A 19,173-nucleotide genomic window follows, 5' to 3' on the forward strand; every position below is an offset into this window, starting at 1 on the left:
GACGATTTATAACTATATTAGTGGTTTGAAGAATAAATCTAGAACTATTTTAGCAGTCTTCCAGGAACCTACCTGCGCCACGCAGTTACGACTTCCTACGCCCAAGGTGTTGCGCGAGCGGCACCATATACACCGGCACTGGCGACAGCTGCAGCAAGCGCACGGCGGTGCGTCCGATCGGGATATCAACGCCAGCGCCCTGGCTATGGCTACCGAAGATCAGCAAGTCGACACTCAGGCGCTGGGCCTGCTCGAGAATCACCTGCGCCGGATCGCCCTGGCGCACGCGCACAGCCTTGATCAGGGCCAGGTCGGCCTCCTCGCCCAATTCGTCACGAAAGTTTTCCAGAACCCGCTGCTCGATATTGGCCATCACCGTGGTGACGCCTTCGCTGTGCAGTTCATCGAGGGTCTGCTCGTCCAGGTAGCTTTGCAGCAGCGATTCGGCGAACTGGCCCATGGGCTCGACCGCATGAATGACGTAGAGCTCTGCGTTGAAGGTCCGCGCCAGCGCCAGCGCGTGTTGCATGACAAAAGGCGCGTACACACCGAGGTCAGTGGCATACAGCATGGAATGGATCATTCGACCTCCTCGACTGCCATGACGGCAGAGCAAGCTTCAGCTTAGCAGCGCCAAGAACCGTCGCAGGGCCGTCCGGCGCCGAGGTTTGTCCACTAGCCCAGGGTGGGTTCGTTGCTGATCCCATGAGGCACATGGCCAGTGGCGACGACACTGCGCGCACGCTCGCAATGGCCTGCCTGGTCGTCGAAAAACACATCGGCGGCAAAGGCTTCGAGGAACGCCGATTTGTCCAGGCCACCGAGGAACAACGACTCGTCCAGACGAATATCCCACTCGCGCAGCGTACGGATCACGCGCTCATGGGCCGGTGCCGAACGGGCCGTGACCAGCGCCGTGCGAATCGGGCAGGCGCCTTCGGGGAACTCCTTCTGCAGCACGTTGAGTGCCGCCAAAAATGGCTTGAACGGCCCACCGCGCAACGGCTCGCGGGCCGACTGGCGCTCGCTGGCCTGAAAGGCTTCAAGGCCACCCAGCTGATAGACACGCTCGGACTCATCGGAAAACAGCACCGCGTCGCCGTCAAAAGCGATGCGCAGTTCGTCACTAGCGGCGCGGCGGGCACCACCGGAGAGAATGGTGGCAGCGGCGAAGCCGGCCTCCAGGGCGCTGCGTACATCATCGGCATCGGTGGACAGGAACAGATGGCAGCCAAACGCCGCCAGATAAGGATAAGGACTACGGCCGCCAACAAAGGCAGCACGGTAAATGCCCAGGCCATGGTGCTCAATCGAATTGAAGACCCGCAAGCCTGTGTCGGCGCTGTTGCGCGACACCAGCACCACCTCGACCCGGGGCTGGCCGAGGCTGGCATTCAGGCCCAGGAGTTTTTCCACCAGCGGGAAGGCGTCGCCGGGTTCGAGCACCTGGTCTTCGTGTTCGATCTGGTACTGGCGGTAGACTTCAACGCCCTGGGCCAGGTACAGGCGGTGGCTCTCGCTGAGGTCGAACAGCGCTCGGGAGGAGATGGCGACGACCAGTTTGTCGCCGAGATTCTTGCTCATGTGCTGTATCTCCTACATACCCTGTGGGAGCTGGCTTGCCAGCGATTGGCTGCGCAGCAGCCCCGACGCTCATCAATCCTGCAAGTTATGCCGATCAATAAAGGCCAGGGCCTGATACAGCACCTGCATCTTCGGCAATTCACACCCCGCCGCCCTGGCCTGGGCCAACGGCTCGGCATAAATGGCCGCCAGTTCCAACGGCCGCTGCTGGGTAAAGTCGTGGTACATGCTCGGCCAGTAATCAGGCATCTTCTCGGTTACCGCGAACAGGTGCTCGGCATAGCCTTGCGGCAGCTCATGGCCACACGCACGCGCGCCCTGCACCACTTCGGCCATCAACGCCTGGATCAAGGCGCGGCTGTCGGCGTCGGCCATCAGCGGCGTGGTGCTGGCCTTGAGCAGCACTGACAAACCATTGTAGGGCACATTCCACACCAGCTTCTGCCAGCGGGCCTGGGCCAGGTTGGTCATCGCCTGGGAGTCGATGCCGGCTGCATGGAACAACGTCGCCCCGGCCTCGACAATGGACTGCCGGCTGTCTTCATCCGCCGCCGGACCACTGTGATAGCCAAGGTTCACCGCACCCAACGACTGGTGCCGGATCACCCCCGGGGCTTCGCGGTTGACGCAGATAAAGCACAAGCCACCGAGCAGGTGCAGGTCGGCGGGCAGCAACGGGCGCAACTGCTCTTCGACACCCAGGCCGTTTTGCAGCAGCACCACCTTGGCATCAGGCGCCGCGACCTGAGCGATCAATGGCGCAAGCTCGGCGTTGCTGGTGGTCTTGGCGCCCACCAGCAACCAGTCGCAGGGCGGCATGTCAGCGGCTTCGGCATAGGCCAAGACCGGCATCTTTATAACGCCGTGAACCGCGCTGTCGAGCTGCAACCCGTGCTGCTGAACGGCTTCGAACTCGCTACGCAGGAGAAAATGCACCTCGAGCCCGGCACGCGCCAGCATCAGGCCATAGAAGCCGCCAATGGCGCCGGTTCCGATCACGCCGATACGCGGGTTGCTCGTGCTCATCCTGCTCTCCTCAACCGTTCATTTTCTGTTCACATTTTTTACACGCAAATCATACGTCTTGCGAACCTTCACTATACTCAAGCGAACAAGGTCAAAAAATCGACACGGAGTCGAGCATGCGTGGGTTTCTGCTGCACCCGGACGACGTTCCGGTCGTACTGACCCTGCGTCAGTCGCCCAAACTGTTTCGCCAACGTCTGCACACTATCAGCCTGGGCGGAATCGCCTGCAACCATCCACGGGCCTATCGACGCGGCATGGCGGTGGAAATGCTGATCCCCTCGCTCGGCGCCGAGGCACGCTATCCCGGTTATGTCGCCTGGTGCCAGAAGCAACAGGACGGCTATCGGGTGGGCATTGCCTTCGTCGATGAACAAGCATTGTTTGGCGCGCGCATGGGCGAACAGGTGTGCCAGATCCAGCACTTCTGCCAGGCGCAAACCCAAGCCGAAAGCCCGGACGCGGACCTTGAAACCCTCGCCCAGCAATGGGTCAGCCTGCACGCCGGCGAGTTCTCCGAAGCCAGCCTTGAGGCAAGCCATACCCGGGAAATCCTCCTTCCGGGCTAAAAACCCCGTGTCTGTGGGCTTTTCCTTGCAGGAAAGCCGCCCTTGCCCATTGTCGAGCCACGGTGTAACGCGCTAAGGTTCGGCTCCCCGCTGCGTACAATTTTCGCTGCTCCGCCGCACGGGGATCGCTGGCGGCCGGCACCCGTGACCTGACGAGTAACACGATGGCTGATTTACCGATCGATGACCTTAACGTTGCCTCCAACGAGACCTTGATCACCCCCGATCAGCTCAAGAAGGAAATCCCCCTCAGCGCTACCGCCCTGCAGACCGTGACTGCCGGTCGCGAAGTGGTACGCAATATCCTCGACGGCAAGGACCACCGCCTGTTCGTGGTGATCGGCCCCTGCTCGATCCACGACATCAAGGCTGCCCACGAATACGCCGAGCGCCTCAAGGTGCTGGCGGCAGAGGTGTCCGACACCCTGTACCTGGTCATGCGCGTGTATTTCGAAAAGCCGCGGACCACGGTCGGCTGGAAAGGCCTGATCAACGACCCGTACCTGGACGACTCGTTCAAGATCCAGGATGGCCTGCACATCGGTCGCCAACTGCTGCTGGACCTGGCGGAAATGGGCCTGCCGACCGCCACCGAAGCCCTTGACCCGATCTCCCCGCAGTACCTGCAGGACCTGATCAGCTGGTCGGCCATCGGCGCGCGCACCACCGAATCCCAGACCCACCGCGAAATGGCCTCGGGCCTGTCCTCGGCGGTCGGTTTCAAAAACGGTACCGACGGCGGCCTGACCGTTGCCATCAATGCCCTGCAGTCGGTTTCCAGCCCGCATCGCTTCCTCGGCATCAACCAGGAAGGCGGCGTGTCCATCGTCACCACCAAGGGCAACGCCTACGGTCACGTGGTACTGCGTGGTGGCAACGGCAAGCCCAACTATGACTCGGTCAGCGTCGCCCTGTGCGAACAGGCCCTGGCCAAGGCCAAGATCAAGCCGAACATCATGGTCGACTGCAGCCACGCCAACTCCAACAAGGACCCGGCCCTGCAGCCGCTGGTGATGGAGAACGTCGCCAACCAGATCCTCGAAGGCAACCAGTCGATCATCGGCCTGATGGTCGAGAGCCACCTGAACTGGGGCTGCCAGGCGATCCCGAAAGACCTCAACGACCTGCAGTACGGTGTATCCATCACCGACGCCTGCATCGACTGGGAGTCGACCGAGAAGACCTTGCGCAGCATGCACGCCAAGCTCAAGGACGTGCTGCCCAAACGCCAGCGCGGCTGACAGGCAGATACAAAAACGCCGGGCAATTGCCCGGCGTTTTTATTGGTGCGTTGAACAGCAGCGCTGATGGCTGCCCTTCGCGATCCTCAGGCCTTGTTGGTGGCGTGTTTTTGCTGACGCTCCATGTAACGCTCGACATAGGAGCACGACGGGATCACGGTATAACCCATGTCTTCGGCGTACTTGAGCGCCTGTTCAGTGAGTGCCGCAGCGATACCCCGGCCACGCAACGCGTTCGGTACGAACGTGCGATAGATATCCAGGGTTTGCTTACCCAGGTCCATGTAGGTCAGGTAAGCACGATGACCGTCCACATTGGTCTCGAATTGATGACCAGCCTGGTCATGGTGGATGGACAACGCCTCGCTCATCACTACTCCTCGCGGGTCTTGTGCTCTGACCCCTACCTTACCGATGTTTTTCCGGCGAAGGAACCTCTACGCCACCCCGTGCCCCATTGGACAGCGAGAAGAGCATGGCTGTTCTCTGGCAAATGAGCACGTACAAATAGTAGGCGCCCCACGCCCAGATGCTCAAGGTGGCTGGTCGCAAATTTCACCCACTTGTGGCAAGCGGACACGGCGGCGAGCATCGGCCTGAACAGTTGCCGGATGTTGTAGTGCTATGACGAAGGATGACACTTTAAGTCACTTTTAGTTCAACAAAATACGCACTTGCTACACTTGCAAGCACCCGCGCGGGCGGCGCCTTCACAGTTTTTCTACATTAGGCTGTGGCGGACCCGGGACAGGCGCATTTTTTTGCAGTTCTTGCGCTCTGTCAGTTTACTTACTACAAGTAATGGGTACTATGTACGCCGGCCAGTTTCTCTTTCTTGAGAGATGGCTATTTAATAGAAAGTCCTTGAAGGGGAACACGATGAACAACGTTCTGAAATTTTCTGCTCTGGCTCTGGCCGCAGTTCTGGCTACCGGTTGCAGCAGCGTATCCAAAGAAACCGAAGCTCGTCTGACCGCTACCGAAGACGCAGCTGCTCGTGCACAAGCTCGTGCCGATGAAGCCTATCGCAAAGCTGACGACGCTCTGGCTGCTGCTCAAAAAGCACAACAGACCGCTGACGAAGCTAACGAGCGCGCTCTGCGTATGCTGGACAAAGCCAGCCGCAAGTAATAGTCCTTCGGGATTGTTATTGGAAGCCGACCCACTTGTGGGTCGGCTTTTTTATTGCTGCCAGAAAAGTGCAACGCCAGAAACGACGAGGCCTGCACGATGGCAGGCCTCGGATAAAGCAGGCAGGGCTTACTGCATGTCGTAAGGCACGCTGGAAACCATCGGCGCCTGGCCGCCGGCACCATTGGGTACGGCAATTTCCACCGGCATGCCGTCTTCGGCTGCGATCACATCACGCACCATATCCCAGTTCATGCGCAGGTTGTTGGCCAGGTCTTCACGCTTGAGCAGGGCATTGATGACTGACGTGTGCTTGTCGACCACCGACGGGTCGCCCTTGTCGTCCAGCGGCGTGTGCGCCTCGAGGTAGACCTTGCCGGCACTGAGGCCGAACTTGTAGGGCTCGTTGATGATGCGTACCGGCACACCGACCGGGGCCATCTTGGCCAGCTCAAGCACGTTGTTGTTGAACATGCGGAAGCAACCGTGGCTGGTGCGCATGCCGATGCCGAACTTCTTGTTCGAACCGTGGATCAGGTAGCCCGGCACGCCAAGGGTGAACTTGAACGGCCCCAGCGGGTTGTCCGGGCCTGCCGGCACCACGGCCGGGAGGATGTCACCGTCTTCGGCGTGTTCCTTGCGGATCGAGGCCGGTGGCGTCCAGGTCGGGTTCGGGGTCTTGGCCGTGACCCTGGTGTTGGCGATCGGCGAGCCCCAGCCTTCACGACCGATACCCAGCGGGTAGGTGTGCACCACGTTCTGCCCTTTCGGGTAGTAGTACATGCGGTACTCGGCCAGGTTGATGACGATGCCTTCACGCGGGCCCGGCGGCAGGATGAAGCGGGTCGGCAGGATGATCTCGGTGCCGGCGCCCGGCAGCCATGGGTCGACGCCGGGGTTGGCGGCGATCATTTCCAGATAGCCAAGGTCGTTGGCCGTACCGATGTCGGCAAAGGTGTCTTCGTACTTGGCCTTGATCACCTGGACCTGGCCGATGACGTCTTCACCGGGAGGCGGCAGGGGGAACTCCAGCGCAGCAGCGGGACCTGCCGCCAGCAGGGCGGCCAGGGACAGGCAACGGGTGACGGCGGGAAAGCGCGGCAACATCCGGGAAATCCTTCGCTAATTCAATTGAGTCAAGCAATCGATTGTACACCGCCCCCTGCATAATCGGGAGATGTCCCGGCAGCGGTTGGCCGTACAGGGGATGAAAGGTTATATCAGCAGGTTACAGCTCGGGCCATACCGGCCGTGTGCCACGGCGCTGGGCATCGAGAATCGCCCGGCACAGCGAGCACAGGCGGCGGTCACGGTAAATGCTGCGCTCGGCCTGCGACCAGCGCGGTTGCGCCGGCAACAGGGTGCCGCACAGGGTACGGTCGGCCGAGCCACCGAGCTCAAGCTGGCGGGCTACCAGGTGGACGCGGATCTCCTGGCAGGCGAACAGGTCAAGCTGTTCGTCAGGCTCGATCAATTGATAGGCATACAGGGACCAGGCGGGACGCGGCATCGGGGGCTCCAAATCGGGGGCGCAACATTAGCCGAAAGCCGGTCACTATAAAAGCGTCAAAGCAGCGGTTTTAGTTGCGGCCAGGCATTTTCCAGCAACCTGGCCTGGGCGCCCTGCCCCGGATGAATGCCATCGGCCTGCATCAGCTCGGGCACACCGCCCACCCCTTCGAGAAAAAACGGCACCAGCGGCACCTGTTTTTCCGTCGCCAGGTTTTCATACACCTTGGCGAAGGCCTCGTTGTAACGCTTGCCGTAGTTGGGCGGCAGGCGCATGCCCAGCAACAGCACCTTGGCGCCGGCAGCCCGCGATTTGTCGATCATCGAGGCAAGATTTTGTTGCAATTGCGTTGGCAGCTGCCCGCGCAGGCCATCGTTGCCGCCCAATTCAAGCACCACCAGCTCCGGCTTGTGCTCTGCAAGCAGCGCCGGCAGCCGCGCCTGGCCTCCGGCACTGGTGTCGCCGCTGATCGAGGCATTGACCACCTTGGCGTCGAAACCCTCGCGCTTAAGGCGTTGCTCCAGCAAGGCAACCCAGCCCTCGCGGGTATCCAGGCCGAAAGCGGCACTGATACTATCGCCGACAATCAGCACGGTCCCCGCTGCTGCGCCCTGGGCCATGCACATCAAGGCCAGGCCAGCACTCAATAACCATACTCGCATCGGATTCTCCATGGGCCCCAGCATTCTCAGTGCGCGCAACCTTAGCAAAGTGGTCCCCAGCGCGGAAGGCGACCTGACCATCCTGCACGAACTCTCGCTGGAATTGAAACAGGGCGACAGCCTGGCGATCGTCGGCGCCTCGGGCTCGGGCAAATCGACCCTGCTCGGCCTGCTCGCCGGCCTCGACCTGCCCAGTGCCGGCTCCGTGACGCTAGCGGGCCATGACCTCGGCCCGCTGGATGAAGACCAGCGCGCCCGAGTGCGGGCCGAGCACGTCGGCTTTGTGTTCCAGTCGTTCCAATTGCTCGACAGCCTCAACGCGCTGGAAAACGTCATGCTGCCACTGGAGCTGGACGGTCGCCGCGATGCCCGCGAGCACGCCCGCAGCCTGCTTGAGCGGGTCGGCCTGGGCCAGCGCCTGAGCCACTCGCCACGCCAGCTTTCCGGTGGCGAACAGCAACGGGTGGCCATCGCCCGCGCCTTTGCCGCCGAGCCCGCGGTGCTGTTTGCCGACGAGCCCACCGGCAACCTCGACAGCCATACCGGCGAGCGTATCAGCGACCTGCTGTTCGACCTGAACAAGGAACGCGGCACCACCCTGGTGCTGGTCACCCATGACGAACGCCTGGCCCAGCGCTGCCGTCGTCTGATCCGCCTGGACGCCGGCCACCTGGTCGCGCCGCTGGAGCCTTGATGAAGCGCTTGCCGTTGTTCCCCCTGGCCCTGCGCCAGTTGCTGCGCGACGCCCGCGCCGGTGAGTTGCGCGTGCTGTTCTTCGCCCTGTTGGTGGCGGTGGCGGCCAGTACCGCCATCGGTTATTTCGGCGCCCGCCTCAACGGCGCCATGTTGCTGCGCGCCACCGAATTCCTCGGCGCCGACCTGGTGCTGCAAGGCAGCTCGCCAGCCGCGCCCGAGCAGGTCAACCGCGGCACCGCGCTGGGCTTGCAACACGCCCGGGTGGTCGAGTTTTCCAGCGTGATCGCCACCGACAACGGTATTCAGTTGTCGAGCATCAAGGCGGCCAACGCTACCTACCCGCTACGCGGTGCGCTGCGCAGCGCCGCCGAGCCCTATGGCGCCGAAACCGCTGGCGGCGGCCCGGCGCCAGGCGAGGCCTGGGTCGAACCGCGACTGCTGGCGGCGCTGGACCTGAAGATCGGCGACAGTATCGATGTGGGCATGAAAACCCTGCGCATGAGCCGGGTGCTGACCTACGAGCCCGACCGCGCCGGCAACTTCTACAGCTTGACCCCGCGAGTGCTGATCAACCTCGCCGACCTTGAGGCCACCGGGGTGGTGCAACCGGGTAGCCGGGTCAGTTATCGCGAACTCTGGCGTGGCGAGCCCGACGCGCTGGCCAGTTATCGTGACGCGGTGAGCAAAAGCCTCGCCGCCAACCAACGCCTGCAGGACTCGCGCGACGGCAACCAGCAGATCGGCGGCGCCCTGGGCAAGGCCGAGCGCTACCTGAACATGGCCAGCCTGGTGGCGGTGCTGCTCGCCGGTGTTGCCGTGGCGCTGTCGGCCAGCCGCTTCGCTACCCGTCGGTTCGATGCCAGCGCCCTGCTGCGTTGCCTGGGCCTGTCGCGTCGCCAGGCGTTGAGCCTGTTCTGCCTGCAACTGGCGATTCTGGGCAGCATCGCCGCACTGTGTGGCGCAGCGCTCGGCTGGCTGGCCCAGTTGGGCTTGTTCGAGTTGCTGCAAGGGTTGATGCCGGCACAGGTTCCGCCCGGTGGCATTGCCCCGGCCCTGGCCGGGATTGCCACTGGCCTGGTGGCCCTGGCCGGTTTCGCCCTGCCGCCGCTGGCGGCCCTTGGCCGGGTGCCGCCGTTGCGGGTCCTGCGCCGCGACCTGTTGCCGGTGCCGGCCAGTAGCTGGCTGGTGTATGGCGCCGCGCTGTTTGCCCTGGGGCTGATCATGTGGCGGCTGAGCCTCGACCTGCTGCTGACCTTCGCCCTGCTCGGCGGCGGCCTGGTCGCCGCCTTGCTGCTCGGCGGGCTGCTGTTGCTCGGCCTGCGCAGCCTGCGGCGCCTGCTCGCCGATAGCCCGCTGGCCTGGCGCCTGGGCCTTGGCCAGTTGCTGCGCCACCCGCTGGCGGCTGCCGGGCAATCCCTGGCCTTCGGCCTGATCCTGCTGGCCATGGCCCTGATTGCCCTGTTGCGCGCCGAACTGCTCGACACCTGGCAGAACCAGTTGCCCAAGGACGCGCCGAACTATTTCGCCCTGAACATCCTGCCCGACGACAAGAACAGCTTTGCCCAGCGCCTGACCGAGTTCTCTGCCCAAGCCGCACCGTTGTACCCGGTGATTCCCGGACGCCTGACGGCAATCAACGGCGAGCCGGTGCAACAGATCGTCAGCAAGGAAACCACCGGCGACCGCGCCGTGCAGCGCGACCTGAGCCTGACCTGGGCCGCCGACCTGCCCCAGGGCAACAGCCTGATCGCCGGCCAGTGGTGGCAAGCCAAACCTGCCGCCGAGGCCTTGCCCGGTGTTTCGGTGGAAGCCGAACTGGCCCTGAGCCTCAAGCTCAAGCTGGGCGACCAACTGACCTTCACCATTGGCGGCCTGCAACGCCAGGTACAGGTCAGCAGCCTGCGCACAGTCAACTGGGACAGCTTCCAGCCCAACTTCTACATGATCTTCCAGCCTGAAACCCTGCAGGACCTGCCGACCACCTACCTGACCAGCTTCTACCTGGCACCCGGCCATGACCCGCAGGTGGTGGCGCTGTCGCGGGCGTTTCCGGCGGTGACCATCCTCCAGGTCGACGCCCTGCTCGAACAGCTGCGCAGCATCCTCGCCCAGGTCACCCTGGCGGTGGAGTACGTGCTGTTGTTCGTGCTGGCGGCGGGCCTGGCAGTGCTGTTCGCCGGCTTGCAGGCGACCCTTGATGAACGCATCCGCCAGGGCGCCCTGCTGCGTGCCCTGGGCGCCGGGCGCGGCTTGCTGGTCAAGGCCCGGCGCATCGAGTTCGGCTTGCTCGGGGCGGCCAGCGGCCTGCTGGCGGCAATCGGCTGCGAGCTGATCACCCTGGTGCTGTACCGCTATGCCTTCGACCTGCACTGGAGCCCGCACCCGTGGCTGCTGTTGCTGCCGGTCATCGGCGCCCTGCTGGTCGGCGGCGCCGGGGTCTACGGTACGCGCCGGGCGCTCAATGCCAGCCCGCTGGCGGTGCTGCGCGAGGGCTGATCAGGGTTTGACGTAGTCGATGGCGTTGACCCACCAGCACATCTCGCCGGAAGGGGTCTGGACGATGACTTCATCGCCGACCTCTTTTTTCAGCAAGGCGCGGGCCATGGGCGAGTCGATCGAGATGTAGTCCATGCGCCCGTAGATCTCGTCGTAACCGACGATGCGAAAACGCTTGGTCTCGCCCTCCTCGTTCTCGATCTCGACCCAGGCGCCGAAGAACACCCGGCCTTCCTGCTCCGGCGAGTACTCGACCACGCGCATGTCTTCCAGACGCTTGCGCAGGTAGCGCACGCGGCGGTCGATCTCACGCAGCAGTTTCTTGTTGTACTGGTAATCGGCGTTTTCGCTACGATCGCCCAAAGACGCCGCCCAGGTGACTTTCTGGGTGATATCGGGACGCTTTACCCGCCACAGATGGTCCAGCTCCTGCTTGAGCGCTTCGTGACCTTCCTTCGTGATGATTTGCGTACTCAACAAAAATTCTCGCTTACAGGCTGACTTAGTGGCTTGCAGGGCCTGATCATCAACCCTGCCGACGCGCGGCGCAACTGCACGTGACTTGTGCCTGGCGGCTCCAGTCCCAAAGGGAATCCGCAGACAACCACAACAATACGGTCTGACCCGCATGCACGCCCAACGCACCGCCTTGCACAACGAGTTGCACGCCCGCCCGTCGCTGTACTTCGATGAGCCGGCGCATGTTTTCCACCTGGCGTTTCTCGGCACCGATGCCGATTGCAACGCTCTGCTGCAGCGCTGCTGCGCGGATGCGTTCGAGCCGGACGCCGCGCAGGGCATCACCCAGCTGGACGGCCATCCGTTCAAATGGGAACGCCATGCCGAGTTCTTCACCCTGACGATGGTGGTACCCGCCGCCAGCCGCGAGCTGAACTGGACCACCCTGCCGCCGGCCCTGGCCGCAGGTGTCGAGCCTTACCGCGAGCAGATGATCAACGCGGTGCAGGTACTGGTGCGCGACGAACAGGATCTGGACCTGAGCCGCTACGCGTTCAAGGACCCTTGCGGCTCCTGCGTGGGCGGCGGCGATGCCGTGGTGTGGAGCGATTTTCGCCTGACTGCAGATGGCACCAACCGCTTCCTGTTCATCAACCGCCGGCTCAATGCCTACCGTCAGGGGCGAATGATCCGCCGCCTGCTGGAGATCGAGACCTACCGGATGATGGCCTCATTGTCGTTGACCGTTGCCAAGGCCCTGAGCCCGCAACTTGACGCCTATGACCGCAAGCTGGTCAGCCTGTCGGAACGCAACGTCAGCAGTGACGGCGGCAATGCCAAGGCGCTGCTGGCCGATATCGCCCAACTGTCGCGCCAGGTGGTCGGCAGCACGGTCAAGCACCGCCATCGCTTCAGCGCCACCCAGGCCTATGCGCAACTGGTATTCGAGCGCCTGGGCGAACTGCGTGAAAGCCATGTCGGTGATTGCCAGCGCCTGGGGGTGTTCATCGAGCGGCGGTTCAAGCCCACCGTGCGTTACTGCGCGGTCACCGAACAACGCCTTGAGCACCTGGCCGAGAGCGTGGCCAACCTTGGCGACCTGCTGCAGGCACGGGTGCAGGTCGAGATGGAGGAACAGAACGCCGAGATCTTGCGCAGCCTCAACGCCCGCGCCGACACTCAGATCAAGATCCAGCGGGCGGTCGAAGGGCTTTCGATCATCGCCATCAGCTACTACCTGCTGAGCCTGTTCAAGCTCTTCTATGCCGGCCTGCATACCCTGGGCGCGCAGATCAGCGCACGCGAGGCGTTGTTGGGCATGGCGCCGGTGGTGATGCTGATCATGCTGGTGATCCTGCTACGGATCAGGAAAGCCAAGGCGCATTGACGTACCGGCCCGGGCGCTTCAAGCCCGGGTGATCAACCCCTGGCGGGCGACGCGGGTCAGGTGGCCGATGACTTCGGCAGCGTCGTCGGCGCTGGGCGACTGGATCACGGCGAGGTCGAAACGGTCGTTGGCGAACTGGCCAAGGGAGTCGCGGCTATCGGCGAACTGGATCAGGAAGGCGGAGTTGCGGCTGTTGCGACGCGGCCAGCCGTCGAGGTAACGCAGAAGGGTTGGCTGATGGCTGCCGCCCAGAAGAATACGCGGCGTGCGCGTGCCCTGGCTGGCGGGCAACGGGGTCAGGCAAACGCTGGAACGTGGACAACTCATGGGGTTAGATCTCCGCCTCGCAAAACCCGCTGGGCTGCGGTGGGAGGCGTCACCGAACCAGCGTTTTAGCGGTATTTGGTGAAACCTCCGAAGAGGTAACCCTGCGCCCCGCAAGTAGCTGTTTAAATCGGCGCAAGTCAGCATCCTAGAGAAGCCGCGGGTGGAATGTCAACGGCCTGGCGACTAAAAAGCCCCGGAAATCCGACATCAAACGGTAGGAGCGGGGTTGCCCCGCGATAGCGTTCTGTCTGCCAGATCGCATCGCGGGGCAAGTCGAGTCAGGCGGCATCACCGCCCCATCCGGATCAGCGCACAATCAATCGATCCAACGACAGTTTCCCCGCCCCCTCAACCAGCACCGCCAGCGTCCCCGCCATCAACGCCAGGGCAAACTCATAGCCATTGTTGGCCATGAACAACCCATTGCCGATATGCACCGAGAAGATCGCCACGATCAGCGTCACGGTCAGCGCCAGTGCCGCTGGCCGTACCAGCAAGCCGATCACCAGGGCCAGGCCGCCGAAGAACTCGGCACCGCCGGACAGCAGCGCCATCAGCAGGCCAGGCGCCAGGCCGAGGCTTTCCATGAACTGCGCGGTCCCCGCCAGGCCGCCGCCGCCAAACAGGCCGAAGAGCTTCTGCGCGCCATGGGCCATGAAGATGATACCGACCAGAATACGGATGATGCTCAGGCCCCAGCTGGCACGGCTGGCAACTACGGCGTTGAGGATGTTGTTGTTCATGAGTGTTCCTTAAGGGGTGTGATGTGTGGTGTTGGGCGCCATATTAATCGAATCAACCAATAGTAAAATCGCAAAATTTACGACATTAAAATCGAATTATTCGATTATTTTTGCCCCACACCTTTACCCCCTTTCGGCTCCAGGGATGCGCGCTCACGGTCGAAGGCCAGGAAGTACTTGTTGACGCTGTTCACATAGCTCACCGGCCCCATGCCCACCTGTTCCATGGCGATGCGCTCGGTCTGGAAGAACCACTGGTTGCCATTGAGCCCACGCCGCCGCGCTTCGGCACGCATCGCCTGAACCCGCTCCGGGCCCAGGTTATAGGCCGCCAGGGTGAACGCCATGCGTTCACGCTCGTTAAGCTGGTTGCTGGAAAAGAACTTGCGCCGGATCAGCGCCATGTAGCGGGCGCTGGCCTGAACATTGCCATCGACATTGGCAATATTGCTCACCCCCACCCGCTGAGCGGCGCTGGGAGTGATCTGCATCAGCCCGTGGGCGCCCCCTGCCCCGCGGGCAGTCGGGTCAAGGGAGGACTCCTTGAAGGCCACCGCAGCCAGGTTCAACCAGTCGATCTTCTGTTCGCGGGCGTGGCGCTGCAGCACCGGACGCAATGCCTCCAGGCGCTTGCGATCAGTGCGTGCCAGGGGATTGTGGACCCGGTACAGACGCCGGTAGATCCGCTCAAACGCTGCATCCTGATTGGCCGGCGCCTTGTAGCCCTGAAGAAAGCGATCGACGCTGGCGTGCAGCATTACCGCGTCACGGCGCACGTACCAGCGCATGGCCTCGGGGCTGGCCACATGCAGTTTGCGCTCGACCCGCAGCTTGGGCATGACCTTGGCCCAGCGTTCGGCAATCGGCTGCTCGACCACGGTCAGGTGAAAAATCCCGGCCTGGACCATCTCCAGCACATCTTCGACCGCCAGCGTCGGGTCGACCCACTCGACCTTGATCGGCGCCAGCTTACGCAGGGCCAGCTTCTGGTTGATCTCATGCAGGGTGTCGCCGGCGGCACTTGAGCTGGTCAGTGCCAAGGTGCGCCCGGACAGTTGCTCGACGCGCTGGAAACTGCGCTCGCCCTTGCGCCCGACCAGCACCAGGGGCACCTTGTCGACCACCGGATCACTGGCACTGAGGCCGCGGGTGGAGGTTGGATCGACCAGTTCGCCCGGTGCCACCAGGTCGGCTTCGCCGCGCTGCAAGGCGGCCAGCAGCTGTTCCTTGGCGCGGGGGATGATCTTCAGGCGGATTTCCTCGCCATCGCGGGCGCGGGCGTTGAGGTAGTGCTCAAAAGCACGCAGGCGGTGGTGCTCGACGCCCACCGGTTCGCCCTTGACTTCGCCGGAGCTGTTGCGGCTCTGGTTGACCAGCACTTTCAGCACCCGGCTGCTGCGAATCTGCGCCAGGTCGCGCACCGGGGTCTTGGGCACCGCCTGTTGCGGGCCGGCCAGACGCGCGCTGGCCGGCCCTGCCGTCAGCAGCGAGAAGCTCAGCACGATCAACAAAAACAGCGCTCGGGTCATCCGTTGCGAGGTCCGCGCGTGTGGGGTTGGCGCCATAGTTTGCAGTCGTTCCATGACAGTTGACCGCAAAAGACCACGACAACTCGTTGAAGTTCTTGGCTTTATCGATTTTCGTCGAGCTTTGTTATGCTGGCCGGCCCCCGGCCTGAGGTAGCACCATGCAACTCATCGACATCGGCGTCAATCTGACCAACCCAAGTTTTGCCGACAAACACCCGGCAATTCTCGAACGCGCCGAGGCCGCCGGGGTGGTGCAGATGATGGTCACCGGCACCAGCCTTGCGGGCAGCGAACAGGCCCTTGAGCTGTGCCAGCAGTTGGATGAAGGCGCCCAGCGCCTGTTCAGCACCGCCGGGGTTCACCCCCATGACGCCAGCAGTTGGAGCACCGACAGCAACCGCCAGCTGCGCGCCTTGCTTGAGCAGCCGCGGGTGCAGGCCGTGGGTGAATGCGGGCTGGATTTCAACCGCGATTTCTCGCCGCGCCCGCAACAGGAAAAAGCCCTGGAAGAACAGCTGGCCCTGGCGGTGGAACTGCAGATGCCGGTGTTTCTTCACGAACGTGACGCCAGCGAACGCCTGCTGGCGATCCTCAAGGATTTTCGTGACCGCCTGCCAGCGGCGGTGGTGCACTGCTTTACCGGCGAGCGTGCGGCACTGTTCGGCTACCTCGACCTGGACCTGCACATCGGCATCACCGGCTGGATCTGCGACGAGCGGCGCGGCACCCACCTGCACCCGCTGGTCAGCAGCATCCCCCAGGGCCGGCTGATGCTCGAAAGCGACGCGCCCTACCTGCTGCCACGCAGCCTGCGGCCCAAGCCGAAAAGCGGGCGCAACGAACCGGCGTTCCTGACCGAAGTGCTGCGGGAAGTGGCCCTGCACCGTGGCGAAAGCGCCGAGCAGCTGGCAGCCCACAGCACCGCCACTGCCCGCGCCTTCTTTAACCTGCCCGCGATTATTTGACGCATATCAAAACGTCTTGATGATCGACTGGGCACAATGATGGCACCTTGCCAACAATGTTTCCGCTCAATCAGAGAAGACCTACCATGGGTGCCTGGCTTAGCAATATCTCCCTGAAGTACAAGTTCTGGGCCGTGAATGCGGTTGCCTTTGTCACCACGCTGTTTCTGGTGCTGTATGCCGTGCACCTTGAACAGCAGGCCCGGGCCCAGAGTGCACAAAGCAAAGCCCAGGCCCAGGCGCAGCTACTGGCGGCCTGGCCAGCCGGGCAACCCCTGCCGAGCAACGCGCTGTGGCTGACGTACACCACCGGCCAGGCGCCGCAGTTCGAAGGGCACAGCCTCGATGCGCTGGCCTCGGCCCAAGGCTGGGTCGAGCTCGAAGGCATGCCGTTGCTGGGTGACAATCCGCTGGCCGGTGCCCAGGTCATCAGCCACGGCGATCAGCAGATCGCCGTGCTCGCGCCCTCCCCCAGCCTGATCCAGGTATTCACCGACCGCTTCACCAATTACGCCGTGTGCGTACTGATTCTGATGTTGGCGATGCTCTGCGCCTCGCAACTGCTGATCCGCTTCCTGCTCAGCCAGCTCAACACCCTCAAGGACGTGATGCTGCACGTGGAAAAAACCGGCGACCTGTCAGCCCGCGTGCCCCTGGCCTGTGGTGATGAAGTCGGACAGATGGCCAGCGCCTTCAATGCCATGCAGACCACCTACCACCGGGTGGTCAACACCGTGGCGCGCACCGCCGCGCAACTGGATTCCGGCGCCGCGCGCCTGGCCGCGAGCATGAACGACGTGCGTCACGGCATGCTCGGCCAGCAGAGCGAAACCGACCAGGCCGCCACCGCCATCAACGAAATGACCGCCACGGTCTATCACATCGCCCAGCACGCCGGCGCCACCCGCGACCTGTCGCAGAGCGCCGACACCCTGGCCGGCAGCGGCCAGGAAGTGGTCAGCCGGGTACAGACCTCGATTGCCGGGCTGTCCAGCGGCGTACAACAGACCGCCGAAATGATCCGCCAGCTGGCCGACGACAGCCAGAAGATCAACGGCGTGGTCGGGGTGATTCACAGCATCGCCGAGCAGACCAACCTGCTGGCACTCAACGCCGCCATCGAGGCGGCCCGGGCCGGCGATCTGGGCCGTGGCTTTGCGGTGGTCGCCGACGAGGTGCGCAACCTGGCCAAACGGGTACAGGCCTCTACCGACGAAATCACCACCATGGTCTCGGCCCTGCAGGCCGGTACCCGCGACGCCGTGGATTTCATGCAGGAAAGCTCGTTCAAGGCCGACGACTGTGTGCAACAGGCCCAGGAAGCCGGCGCCGCCCTGGCGGAGATCACCAGCGCGGTGGCGCAGATGCGTGAGAGCAATACGCAGATTGCCGTGGCCGCCGAGCAGCAGAGCCAGGTGGCCGAGGAAATGAACCGGGCGGTGGTGAGCATCCGCGACGTCACCGAAGAGACCGTGCAGCAGACCGTTGACTCGGCCACCACCAGCAGCGAACTGGCGACCCTGGCCGGCGAGTTGAACAAGGCCATCGGCCAGCTCAAGCTATAGGCGTCATAGCCGCCATCGATTGGCCCCTTTGCCGGGGCCGCACTATTCTTCAGGCAAGCCCCTGAGGAACATTTCCATGAGTAAACGCCTGCCCAACCTGCCCGCCTGGCAATGGCGTGGCTACCACCACAACCACCGCAACCCGACCAACCTGGTGCTGCACCTGATTGCCGTGCCGCTGTTCATCCTCGGCGTGTTGCTGGTGCTCTCGGGGCTGTTCTCGCTGGACCTTGGGCAACTGGCCGTGGGCATCATCGCCCTGATCGCCGGGCTCGGTCTACAGCGCCAGGGGCACCGCCTGGAAGCCGAACAACCCGAGCCGTTCGCCGACCGCAAGGATGCCATTGGCCGCCTGCTGGTCGAGCAGTTCATCACCTTTCCGCGCTTCGTGCTCAGCGGTGCCTGGTGGCGTGCCTGGCGCCAGCGTCATCGCCGTTAAGCGAACACCGACACCGTCTGGCGACTGATTGCCAGCAACTCGCCAGAAGCGCTCCATAGCGCGGCCGAGGCATGCCCGTAACCATCGCGGGCGTGGTCGATCTGCGCACAGTACCGGCACCAGTCCAGGGTGCTCAGGCTCGGCACCGGCTGCACGAACTCGATGGTCCAGGTCAGGGTGCTGCCCGCCGCCGGTTTGCTCAGGTAAGGCAACAAGGTCGGCGGCCAGGCATCGACCAGCGCCAGCAGGTGCGCCTCACTGACCGGCTCATCCTTGACGTCACCGCGCAGGCGTACCCAACCGCCCATGCTGCGCGATGGCGTGTTGCTGAACGGCAAGCCGCCCACCGCCCAGCGCAGGGCCAGGTGGCGCATGAACTCCGGCGTGATCCCCTTGATGTAAGGCAGCTCGGGCGCGGCCTCCTGCAGGCTTTTCATTTCGACCGCCGGCAAGGCCGGAACATCGATGACCGAGTCACGCCCGGCACCAAAGCTGCCCTGGATCAGCGTCACCACTTGACCGTTCTGAGTGGCCCGGCCTAACAGCGAACTGACGGCCTTGCCCTCGCGCAGCAGCTCGACGTCGAAGCTGATCGGCACTTCGGGCTCGGCCGGGCCGACAAAGGTAATGGCCAGGGAACGCACTGGACGCCCCGGCGAAGTCTTGGCCAGCATGGCCTCGTACACCAGGGCAGCCATCAGCCCGCCAAAACAGGCACGGCCCTGGGCCCAGCTTGAATCGATGGTCACCGCCTGGGGATGCTGGCGGACCGCCGTGAGCAATTGCGAAAAGTTCATGACGACCTCAGCGATCAGAAAAAAATTGATCTTAACCAGACAGCAGC

The 19,173-nt window shown here is 63.4% G+C and carries 21 protein-coding genes; 9 read left to right on the forward strand and 12 right to left on the reverse strand.

Annotation, left to right across the window (positions count from 1 at the left end; translation table 11 throughout):
* Positions 1-85: 85 nt before the first annotated feature.
* The 3 genes from BV82_RS18065 to BV82_RS18075 form a co-directional block, all read right to left on the reverse strand.
* Positions 86-583, reverse strand: coding sequence for a universal stress protein (locus BV82_RS18065; RefSeq protein ID WP_010222541.1), 498 nt, complete (start codon positions 581-583; stop codon positions 86-88).
* Positions 584-675: 92 nt separating this feature from the next.
* Positions 676-1,584 (reverse strand): 5'-nucleotidase, encoded by a 909-nt coding sequence (locus tag BV82_RS18070; protein ID WP_036996365.1) that lies wholly within the window; start codon positions 1,582-1,584, stop codon positions 676-678.
* Between the two features lie 72 nt (positions 1,585-1,656).
* Positions 1,657-2,610, reverse strand: coding sequence for a putative 2-dehydropantoate 2-reductase (locus BV82_RS18075; RefSeq protein WP_036996367.1), 954 nt, complete (start codon positions 2,608-2,610; stop codon positions 1,657-1,659).
* 116 nt (positions 2,611-2,726) lie between these two features.
* Here BV82_RS18075 and BV82_RS18080 point away from each other — a divergent pair, with 116 nt between their 5' ends.
* Together BV82_RS18080 and BV82_RS18085 are read left to right on the forward strand one after the other, a co-directional pair.
* Positions 2,727-3,179 (forward strand): PilZ domain-containing protein, encoded by a 453-nt coding sequence (locus BV82_RS18080; RefSeq protein ID WP_010222544.1) that lies wholly within the window; start codon positions 2,727-2,729, stop codon positions 3,177-3,179.
* A gap of 164 nt (positions 3,180-3,343) precedes the next feature.
* The gene (locus tag BV82_RS18085) at positions 3,344-4,420 is read left to right on the forward strand and encodes a 3-deoxy-7-phosphoheptulonate synthase (protein ID WP_010222545.1); all 1,077 of its coding nucleotides are present in this window, start codon (positions 3,344-3,346) and stop codon (positions 4,418-4,420) included.
* Positions 4,421-4,506: 86 nt separating this feature from the next.
* On the opposite strand, the gene BV82_RS18090 is transcribed toward BV82_RS18085, so the two are convergent.
* Positions 4,507-4,791 carry a GNAT family N-acetyltransferase gene (locus BV82_RS18090; protein ID WP_010222546.1) on the reverse strand — a complete coding sequence of 95 codons (285 nt, stop codon included), beginning with the start codon at positions 4,789-4,791 and terminating at the stop codon, positions 4,507-4,509.
* Positions 4,792-5,299: 508 nt separating this feature from the next.
* Here BV82_RS18090 and oprI point away from each other — a divergent pair.
* A complete protein-coding gene (gene oprI, locus BV82_RS18095; protein ID WP_003259780.1) occupies positions 5,300-5,551 on the forward strand; it encodes an outer membrane lipoprotei OprI in 252 nt (83 codons plus the stop codon).
* A 129-nt stretch (positions 5,552-5,680) separates the two neighbouring features.
* On the opposite strand, the gene BV82_RS18100 is transcribed toward oprI, so the two are convergent.
* From BV82_RS18100 to BV82_RS18110, 3 genes are all read right to left on the reverse strand, one after another.
* Positions 5,681-6,658, reverse strand: a complete 978-nt coding sequence (locus BV82_RS18100) for a L,D-transpeptidase family protein (RefSeq protein ID WP_010222547.1) — start codon at positions 6,656-6,658, stop codon at positions 5,681-5,683.
* A 121-nt stretch (positions 6,659-6,779) separates the two neighbouring features.
* Positions 6,780-7,061 (reverse strand): hypothetical protein, encoded by a 282-nt coding sequence (locus BV82_RS18105; RefSeq protein WP_010222548.1) that lies wholly within the window; start codon positions 7,059-7,061, stop codon positions 6,780-6,782.
* Between the two features lie 56 nt (positions 7,062-7,117).
* A complete protein-coding gene (locus BV82_RS18110; RefSeq protein WP_010222549.1) occupies positions 7,118-7,723 on the reverse strand; it encodes an arylesterase in 606 nt (201 codons plus the stop codon).
* 10 nt (positions 7,724-7,733) lie between these two features.
* Between BV82_RS18110 and BV82_RS18115 the strand changes: the two genes are divergently transcribed.
* Together BV82_RS18115 and BV82_RS18120 are read left to right on the forward strand one after the other, a co-directional pair.
* Positions 7,734-8,417 (forward strand): ABC transporter ATP-binding protein, encoded by a 684-nt coding sequence (locus tag BV82_RS18115; RefSeq protein WP_010222550.1) that lies wholly within the window; start codon positions 7,734-7,736, stop codon positions 8,415-8,417.
* Positions 8,417-10,915, forward strand: a complete 2,499-nt coding sequence (locus BV82_RS18120; RefSeq protein ID WP_010222551.1) for an ABC transporter permease — start codon at positions 8,417-8,419, stop codon at positions 10,913-10,915. Before BV82_RS18115 ends, BV82_RS18120 begins: the two co-directional genes overlap by 1 nt.
* On the opposite strand, the gene greB is transcribed toward BV82_RS18120, so the two are convergent.
* On the reverse strand, positions 10,916-11,392 hold the full coding sequence (gene greB, locus BV82_RS18125; protein WP_010222552.1) for a transcription elongation factor GreB: 477 nt from the start codon (positions 11,390-11,392) through the stop codon (positions 10,916-10,918). It abuts the gene before it with no gap.
* Between the two features lie 151 nt (positions 11,393-11,543).
* On the opposite strand from greB, the gene BV82_RS18130 reads away from it, so the two are divergent.
* A complete protein-coding gene (locus BV82_RS18130) occupies positions 11,544-12,761 on the forward strand; it encodes a DUF3422 domain-containing protein (protein ID WP_036996368.1) in 1,218 nt (405 codons plus the stop codon).
* Positions 12,762-12,779: 18 nt separating this feature from the next.
* Here the strand turns inward: BV82_RS18130 and BV82_RS18135 are convergent, their stop codons facing one another.
* From BV82_RS18135 to BV82_RS18145, 3 genes are all read right to left on the reverse strand, one after another.
* On the reverse strand, positions 12,780-13,088 hold the full coding sequence (locus tag BV82_RS18135) for a hypothetical protein (RefSeq protein ID WP_010222554.1): 309 nt from the start codon (positions 13,086-13,088) through the stop codon (positions 12,780-12,782).
* 305 nt (positions 13,089-13,393) lie between these two features.
* Positions 13,394-13,831 (reverse strand): DoxX family protein, encoded by a 438-nt coding sequence (locus BV82_RS18140; protein WP_010222555.1) that lies wholly within the window; start codon positions 13,829-13,831, stop codon positions 13,394-13,396.
* A gap of 104 nt (positions 13,832-13,935) precedes the next feature.
* On the reverse strand, positions 13,936-15,360 hold the full coding sequence (locus BV82_RS18145; protein WP_036996369.1) for an MltF family protein: 1,425 nt from the start codon (positions 15,358-15,360) through the stop codon (positions 13,936-13,938).
* A 158-nt stretch (positions 15,361-15,518) separates the two neighbouring features.
* Here BV82_RS18145 and BV82_RS18150 point away from each other — a divergent pair, with 158 nt between their 5' ends.
* From BV82_RS18150 to BV82_RS18160, 3 genes are all read left to right on the forward strand, one after another.
* A complete protein-coding gene (locus tag BV82_RS18150) occupies positions 15,519-16,325 on the forward strand; it encodes a TatD family hydrolase (protein WP_010222557.1) in 807 nt (268 codons plus the stop codon).
* A gap of 86 nt (positions 16,326-16,411) precedes the next feature.
* Positions 16,412-17,890, forward strand: coding sequence for a methyl-accepting chemotaxis protein (locus BV82_RS18155; RefSeq protein WP_036996370.1), 1,479 nt, complete (start codon positions 16,412-16,414; stop codon positions 17,888-17,890).
* A gap of 76 nt (positions 17,891-17,966) precedes the next feature.
* On the forward strand, positions 17,967-18,329 hold the full coding sequence (locus BV82_RS18160; protein WP_010222559.1) for an Mpo1-like protein: 363 nt from the start codon (positions 17,967-17,969) through the stop codon (positions 18,327-18,329).
* On the opposite strand, the gene BV82_RS18165 is transcribed toward BV82_RS18160, so the two are convergent.
* A complete protein-coding gene (locus BV82_RS18165; RefSeq protein ID WP_036996371.1) occupies positions 18,326-19,126 on the reverse strand; it encodes an acyl-CoA thioesterase in 801 nt (266 codons plus the stop codon). The genes BV82_RS18160 and BV82_RS18165 overlap by 4 nt on opposite strands.
* Between the last annotated feature and the right edge of the window lie 47 nt (positions 19,127-19,173).

This window comes from Pseudomonas donghuensis (assembly GCF_000696345.2).
Lineage (GTDB): Bacteria > Pseudomonadota > Gammaproteobacteria > Pseudomonadales > Pseudomonadaceae > Aquipseudomonas > Aquipseudomonas donghuensis.